General features: G+C 66.7%; 8 protein-coding genes and 1 pseudogene. 4 read left to right on the forward strand and 5 right to left on the reverse strand.

From position 1 onward, the window contains the following. Positions 1-1,140 precede the first annotated feature (1,140 nt). Positions 1,141-1,692: an EF-hand domain-containing protein gene (locus ACZ7HQ_RS44420; protein ID WP_471003066.1), complete on the reverse strand. Its 552-nt coding sequence runs from the start codon at positions 1,690-1,692 to the stop codon at positions 1,141-1,143. An 809-nt stretch (positions 1,693-2,501) separates the two neighbouring features. Between ACZ7HQ_RS44420 and ACZ7HQ_RS44425 the strand changes: the two genes are divergently transcribed. The 4 genes from ACZ7HQ_RS44425 to ACZ7HQ_RS44440 all read left to right on the forward strand — a co-directional run bounded on the left by ACZ7HQ_RS44425 (position 2,502) and on the right by ACZ7HQ_RS44440 (position 4,084). Further along, the gene (locus tag ACZ7HQ_RS44425) at positions 2,502-3,116 is read left to right on the forward strand and encodes a DUF3887 domain-containing protein (protein WP_471003068.1); all 615 of its coding nucleotides are present in this window, start codon (positions 2,502-2,504) and stop codon (positions 3,114-3,116) included. 49 nt (positions 3,117-3,165) lie between these two features. Beyond that, complete coding sequence (locus ACZ7HQ_RS44430; protein ID WP_471003071.1) at positions 3,166-3,522, forward strand: PH domain-containing protein; 357 nt, start codon at positions 3,166-3,168, stop codon at positions 3,520-3,522. After that, on the forward strand, positions 3,498-3,719 hold the full coding sequence (locus ACZ7HQ_RS44435; protein ID WP_471003074.1) for a hypothetical protein: 222 nt from the start codon (positions 3,498-3,500) through the stop codon (positions 3,717-3,719). The genes ACZ7HQ_RS44430 and ACZ7HQ_RS44435 overlap by 25 nt, the downstream gene beginning before the upstream one ends. Before the next feature lie 74 nt (positions 3,720-3,793). Then, positions 3,794-4,084, forward strand: coding sequence for a hypothetical protein (locus ACZ7HQ_RS44440; protein ID WP_471003077.1), 291 nt, complete (start codon positions 3,794-3,796; stop codon positions 4,082-4,084). A gap of 93 nt (positions 4,085-4,177) precedes the next feature. Here ACZ7HQ_RS44440 and ACZ7HQ_RS44445 read toward each other — a convergent pair. The 4 genes and pseudogenes from ACZ7HQ_RS44445 to ACZ7HQ_RS44460 form a co-directional block, all read right to left on the reverse strand. Further along, a pseudogene (locus ACZ7HQ_RS44445) lies at positions 4,178-5,029 on the reverse strand (IS5 family transposase). A 23-nt stretch (positions 5,030-5,052) separates the two neighbouring features. Next, positions 5,053-5,463, reverse strand: coding sequence for a RacP protein (locus ACZ7HQ_RS44450; RefSeq protein ID WP_471003080.1), 411 nt, complete (start codon positions 5,461-5,463; stop codon positions 5,053-5,055). Positions 5,464-5,465: 2 nt separating this feature from the next. Continuing rightward, complete coding sequence (locus ACZ7HQ_RS44455; protein ID WP_245238458.1) at positions 5,466-5,525, reverse strand: hypothetical protein; 60 nt, start codon at positions 5,523-5,525, stop codon at positions 5,466-5,468. A 16-nt stretch (positions 5,526-5,541) separates the two neighbouring features. After that, positions 5,542-6,054, reverse strand: coding sequence for a DUF6192 family protein (locus tag ACZ7HQ_RS44460; protein ID WP_471003083.1), 513 nt, complete (start codon positions 6,052-6,054; stop codon positions 5,542-5,544). Positions 6,055-6,702: the final 648 nt, after the last annotated feature.

The raw sequence follows: 6,702 nt of genomic DNA on the forward strand, positions 1-6,702 counted from the left end.
AGCGTCACGGGCAACGAGACCGACCCCAACCTGCAGAACAACAACTCCTGCGTCACCACCCAGATCCCCGGCATCCCGCTGATCGACCCGGCCGTGGGCAGCGCCGCAGCAGGACTGCTCACCCTCGGCGGATTCCTCTACCTCCGCCGCCGCAACACCACCGGAGGTGTTATGTAACAAACCCATCCGATCCCTCTCACTCAGACACCGAGTGGTCCCTCCTTAAGCTCCAGAGGGGGGACCACTCGTCTGGTTACCACCGGAAATCATTCCCTCTTGCAGAACCCGGCCCGCCCGCACCGCCAGCGGCCGCAGCGGTGTTGATGCCCCTATGGATGTCAAGACTAGGAGGAGCGAGAGCTCCGGCTTCGTGCATGGATCGGGAGCAGGGCCGCGACGCTGTCCCCCGAGCGGGTGGAGCAGCTGTCCGCGATTGGGATGCGGTGGGCGTAGCAGCGCGCGGACGAGCAGCGGGCCGGGCAGGGTGATCCTGTCCCGGCCACCTTTCAGGAGGAAGCCGCGTTTGCGGTGTAGGCCAGCACCACGCATCCGTCCTGTCCACGGGTGCCGCTGCGGGAAGGCAGCTGCCGAGAATGTCTCGCGCCGGATTCGGCGGCGCCTCGTCCTCCGCCACCACCCAGGCCGGATCCCAAGCAGGAGTTGGGGTACCGGGCCGGCCTGCAGCCCGTACAGCCCGAGCCGGGAGCGTTGCGGTATCCGTCATTGCCACGCTCGCCACGGTGACCCGAGAGGCGTTCGACGTTGTCGCCCTCGCACCAGCTCCTCTCCGCGGTGCCCTGTCCTGAATCTGCGCCGCCGTAGCCGCTCTGGATGCGGCCGGATCCTTCTCCGCCCCAGCCGTGCTTGGCAGACACCACGACGGATCTGTCAACTGGCTTTGTCTACGAGTTTGGGCAGCGTTTGTTCACCAGGTTGGGAGGCGTTGAAGTCGTATCGCAATTCGAACGCAGCCTGCGGGTGCCAGCCTGACGCCGATGAGGATGGGCCCCCTGACCCCGCATTGCCCCAAGCGGTCCGGCCCGGATCCAACGTCCATGGTTCCGGGCCGGACCTCTTACCGGTCATCCCACTCGGCGCCTGTCCCGCTGCCCGCCGTGCCGGGCAGCCTCTCCGGAGGTGTCAGCGGGACAGGCGTCCGAAGAACAGGCTGCCCGGGGCCTCCAGGTCCCAGGCGTAGTAGAACTCCCTGACCGCGCGGATGAACTCCTGCCGGCTGATGTATCCGTCACCGTCGGTGTCCAGCTGGGCGAAGGTGTCCATGGCACCGGGGTCGGTGATGTTCCAGACATCCAGGTACTGCTTGAACTCGTCCTTGCTGATGGTGTTGTCGCCGTCGGTGTCCATGATGTCGAAGATGGCGTGCGGAACGCCCTCGACCATGTTGAAGCGGCTGGTGTCCACGCTCGCCGCGCGGCTGGCGTAGTGGTACTGCTCCTTGGAGAGGCGGTTGACGCCGTCCGCGTGACGCAGCAGCTCGGCCCACTGCATCTGGTACGCGATCAGCAGCGCCTGCGCGCGACGGTCGCTCTTGGCGATCTTGTAGGTAGTGAGGTAGCGGTCGACGAGGCGCTGGTAGTCGCTCCAGTCGACGTAGCCGTCACCGTCGGTGTCGGTGGCGGCGAACATCTCCTCCAGCTTGATGCTGATCGGGTCAGTGGTGGCGGTAGCCATGATCGGCCTTTCTCGCAGGTGAAGTCGCGGAACGCATCAGCGCACCTGCCCCGAAGCTAGGCCCAAGATCGTCACAAAAGGTAGTTAAAGTCGCATGTCAGTGGCAAGTTCGCACAATGATGTGAACCCTCTGCATGGCCGGTGTGTCCCTGGGTGGATCGGGTATCGATTCGGGTTCTCACGTGGACTGCGCCTGGTGGCTACATTCGAACATAGCCCGCCGCCGGTGCCGCTCGAAGTCGTGAACATCTGCTGTCCGTTTTCATGAACAAGGCCAATCAACCGTGACACTGGTGGATGTCCCGTCCTCTCCCGAGTCACTTGCTGTACTGGCCGCTTCCGCCCTTGCCGCCGGCGCCGCCCTCGCCGACTTCGAGGTACACAGTCGATCCGCTTTGGACGGAGATGCGGCACGACACCCAGGCAGCGCCTCCTCCGCCGCCGCCTCCACCACCACTCAGAACCCATCTTTGAACCTCGCGGAGCGGTGGAACGCCCGAGCTATGGCATGGCCTGCTGGCGCCAGGTCTCCGTGCGGGGTGACGGTCGTGCGTCGGCCCGCCTGGCTGATTTCATCGGATCGCGCGAGAGCCAGGGCTCCGCCGAGTTCGAGAGCCACTGCTGGTCCGTCCGCGGCGACGATGTACTCCCCCGTGGGTCGGGAATTCCGGTGAGTTCGAGAGCCGCCGATGGAGTGATCTTGCGGGTGGCGCAGGTGTGACGCGCGGGGCAGGGACGGCAGGCATGTAAAGACTTCCTTGACACTAGCAGTCACGTAAAGGCATTCTTGACACGTGAATGATTCACCGATGTCTCTCGCTGGCCTGGCCGCCCGACTTACCGAGCAGGCCTCCTCCCTGGCCGGGTCGCTTGGCAGCCCAGTGGCTCAGCCGGCCTATCTCGACCTCGTCCGGCTCGCCCAGGATGTCGACGGCTTGGCAGAGCAGGTACTGAAGCTGTGCGTGCAGCAGTCCCGGGACGCCGGACACACCTGGCAGGAGATCGGGGATCTGCTCGGCGTCACCCGCCAGGCCGCATTCCAGCGGTTCGGCAAGCCCATCGACCCGAGAACGGGAGAACCCATGGACAAGACCGTGCGGATGGCCGACGCCGCCGCCCGCGCCGCCGAGATCGCCGCCGCCGTCCTCGACGGCCGCATGGACGAAGCCCGCCAGTCGTTCAACGCCGAAGTGCTGGCAGCCTTCACCGACGAGGTCCGCCTCGACGGGCTGGCCACGGTCACCGGCCTCGTCGGCGCGTTCGAGGGCTTCGGCGAGGGCGAGCCGTTCGTCCGCCGGATCGGCGATCACACGGTCGTCGACATCCCGCTGCGCTACGAGGCCGGCGAGATGAAGGCCCGCGTCGCGTTCGACGCGGACGAGAAGGTCGCGGGCCTCTTCATCCTGGCACCCGAGACCCCGTGACACCCCGCACCACTCCCCGGGACACCTGGTGGAGCGTCAGGAAGGGCAGATGAGCATGGCCACGGCCGGCTACGACGACGGCACGATCAGCTGCGACGACCATGGGATCACCATTCGCCGCTACTACCCGTGGGGGAGCAAGACGATCCCGTATGCCTCGGTCACGGGCATGCAGACGCTTGCGCTGACCGGCGCGAACCAGGTGCGCCGGTGGCGCATCTGGGGCTCGGGTGACTTCGTCCACTGGTGGAACTTCGATTCGCACCGGCTGGGGAAGGACACGGCCCTCGTGCTCGGCGTCGGCCGCAGGGTCCGCCCCACGATCACACCTGACGACGCGGCTGCCGTGGCCCGCATCATCACCGAACACGGGCAGGGACGATGGGGTCGTACGTCACCACGCTGATTCCCCTGGCGGTCCTGCTCGGGACCGTGGGCTGGGTCTACCAGGACGCCTCGGCCCACGCCAGGCGCGGAACACCCGTCTACTTCTCGGCGGGATCGATCGAGCTGAGCAAGCCCGCCACCTGGGCCCTCGGCTGCCTGTGCCTGTGGATCATCTTCCTGCCGCTCTACCTCACCTGCCGGCGGCAAGCCAACTGACAGCCGGCGCGACGGCCAAACGACCCACAGCCGCGGAAGCGCCGAACGTGGCGTGCCACGCGCCATCGCTCCGCGTGGCTCCCAATCCCACCGGAGTCCAGGTGACCCCCGATCCGGGCGGAGACACGCTGATCGGACTGATGCGGCCAGAAGGCGTCCAGCTGGCGAGTGGCGTCGTACTGATGGACGCCATCGCTAACTGGATCGTCAACTGGCCGCAGATGAGGGCGGATCCCGCGTCGTTGCTGCGTCCGGTGGGGTTGCTCCCCATCACGCTCTTCTACCTATTCGTCCTCGCGAGGCTGATGCCCCTGCGACGCGTCGCCATGGCGGGCATCCCGAACACGCCGGAAGACGTGCCGTAGCCCGCTGTGATCAACACCGACGGCGGGCGGCAGGGCTCGCTCGGTCACGCCCGAGGTTGAGGACCATGTGTCTGACGTGACTGATATCCGGGTTCAAGCGGCTCGAAGTGCGGCCTGCGGACGTGGCGCCGCAGCGTTGGGGTGGATGGGTTGCCGGGTGAACCGGCGGGTCATCAAGGTGATGGCTGCGAGGGTGAGGATCGCCTCGGAGTGCTGTGGCAGAGTCTCGTAGTCCCGCGCGTTCCGAGCGTGAAGCAGCCACGCGAGTCCTCTCCACCACCCACCTGCGCGGCAGGACCACGAACCCCTTTGCGTCCTTGGGCCTGCTCACCGTCTTGACCGTGAGGTGGAGGAAGGACTTGGCCCAGTCGACGAACGTGCCGGCATAGGCCAAGTCCGCCCAGACGATGGTGATCTGAGGGTGCATCAGCCGCAGGCGGAAGAGGACTTCGCGGGCCGCGACGCTGTCGTGCACGTCGGCCGGGGTGACCATCACGAACAGCGGCAGGCCCTTGGTGTCCACGACGACATGTCGCTTCCTTCCCGGGATCTTCTTCCCCGCGTCATACACGGAGGTGGAGCGCGGGAGGGTGGCGGCGACCTTGACCGACTGCGAATCGATCACCACTGCCACCGGGTGCGGGGACGTCCCCATCGTCTGCCGGATGCGGCGCCGCAGCTGGTCGCGGATGAGGTTGAAGACCCCGGCCGCGGACCAGCGGGTGAAGAACCCGAACACGGTCTTGAAGGGCGGGTAGTCCTGCGGCAGGGCGCTCCACTTGCAGCCGGTGTCGGCGATGTAGCGCAGGGCGTCGACGATCTCGTGCGGGGATGTGCCTCCGGGCGGCCGCCGCACGGGGTCTGACAGGCCGGCACCGGCAGCATCGGTTGGATGAGAGCCCACTCAAGATCGGTGGTGTCCGAGGGGTAGCGGCGCTGCCGCATCGCAGTCTGCCTTCCCCGTATTGTCAGGTGATGAGGTCGAGGGTGGATTCGACGGAGTTGAGCTGGGCGACGATGTGGCGCAGGCGTTTGTCGTCCGGGTCCAGGGCGGCGTGCGGTGCGAAGGTGCCAGTGATCAGGCGGCGGACCTCGGTGAGCAGCACGTGCACCCAGCCCGTCTCGTATGCCTCCAGGTCATCGGGGTCGGCGGTGAACTGGTATCCGTCCGCGCGGGTGTAGATCACCGGTGGCCATCCCTTCTTTGTGATCGTGTCGCGCATCATCGCCAGCCCCGAGCCCACCTGGCTGCGGGTGAGTTTGGTGGCTCGTATCAGCTGGGGCATGTGGAGCCCAGCGGGCCGGGCCTGCATGAGCACCCGCCAGATCGCATCCGCGTGTTCGCGTGCCGCATCGCCCCGGCGCTGGGACCGGGGCACGGCTACTCGCCTCGCAGCAGTTTCGCCAATTCCTCGTCCACGTCGACCTCGCCCGTGTCCAAGGCCGTGGTGATCCACTCACAAGTGGCCCGTACACGGTCGACGTTGCGCGGTGCATGCCTGCTCGACCTGGGCGTGGTTGACCTGATGCCGAGCCGTGTGGTCGGTCATTGCCTTGAAAGCCACCGAGGGGCGTCGCAGAAGATCGGTCGCCACCTGGGCTGCGACCTGCTCGTCGACGACCAGGTCGTGCACGGCCTCGATCTTCTCCTGCACCGTCTCGGGTCCCGGCCCGTGGTAGCCCACCCTTTGCCGGGCCGTCTCTGGCGTCCACCGCCGCTTGCCAGTCCGCACGTCCAGCGGCGGGTCCTTGATCGCTGCCCAGCGCTCCTCGGGATCCGAGATCACGACGAGTATCTGATGGGTGCTGAAGGCCACCCCCGGGCACCGGTGCCGCTCGGGCCGCCGGCTGGCCACCCACCGGTAGTCCTTGATCGTGTTGTAGGGCACGTCGATGTCCTCCGACAGCCGGTGCAGCCACGCGGAAACCCCGAACAGGTCGTCCCCCGCGGACCGGCCGTGCTCCTGCATCGGGACCACTCCAGCGCGCCGTCGCCGATGATGAACGAACTCTTCGACAACTTCTCAGCCGCCTCGCGCAGTCGCTCCACGATCCGCTCGTACCGGCCCACGCTGACGTTGCCGACCTTCTCCGTACTGGGCACCACGTCCACCCCCTGCCAGGCCGGAGCACGGCCCCGTGACCGTAAAAGAGGAACTCCGGCCCACCCGGTACTGGGCAGAATCCGCCCACCACCCCACACCCGAAAGGCGCGCCACTACAGCGCGTGGAGCACCGGAAAGCTCTCCGCAAAGCCCTCTGCCATACCGCTGAGACTCCACTGACTGGAGGGCCCGATGGGCACCAGGCCGTCCAGCGAGGCGCGAGAACGAGATCATCAGAGGTTCAGAGATAGGTTCTTAGCCTCCCTGTTTCGCTTCCCGTCGCTGAGCTGCTCGGATCGCGGTGAAGCAGTGGTTTCGGTTGCTCGTGGCCGGGTGGGCATGGCCGGGGCCCGACGCGTGAGTCGGGTTCTCCAGGGTTCCTCGGGTCGTGGGTGGGCAGGGACAGTGCCGCGGTTTTACACCGTGTCCTATGTGGCGGTTGCTCGTTGAGCCTCGCATGGGGCGGGGTGAGTGGAGTTGGATTGTTCCGGACGGGCTGTGGGAGATTGCGAA

It is taken from the genome of Streptomyces sp. NPDC037290 (assembly GCF_055603245.1).

Coding starts and splice junctions, on each gene's coding strand:
- ACZ7HQ_RS44420 (WP_471003066.1), bottom strand. CDS start 1,692: ATGGCTACCGCCACCACTGACCCGATCAGCATCAAGCTGGAGGAGATG.
- ACZ7HQ_RS44425 (WP_471003068.1), top strand. CDS start 2,502: ATGTCTCTCGCTGGCCTGGCCGCCCGACTTACCGAGCAGGCCTCCTCC.
- ACZ7HQ_RS44430 (WP_471003071.1), top strand. CDS start 3,166: ATGAGCATGGCCACGGCCGGCTACGACGACGGCACGATCAGCTGCGAC.
- ACZ7HQ_RS44435 (WP_471003074.1), top strand. CDS start 3,498: ATGGGGTCGTACGTCACCACGCTGATTCCCCTGGCGGTCCTGCTCGGG.
- ACZ7HQ_RS44460 (WP_471003083.1), bottom strand. CDS start 6,054: ATGCAGGAGCACGGCCGGTCCGCGGGGGACGACCTGTTCGGGGTTTCC.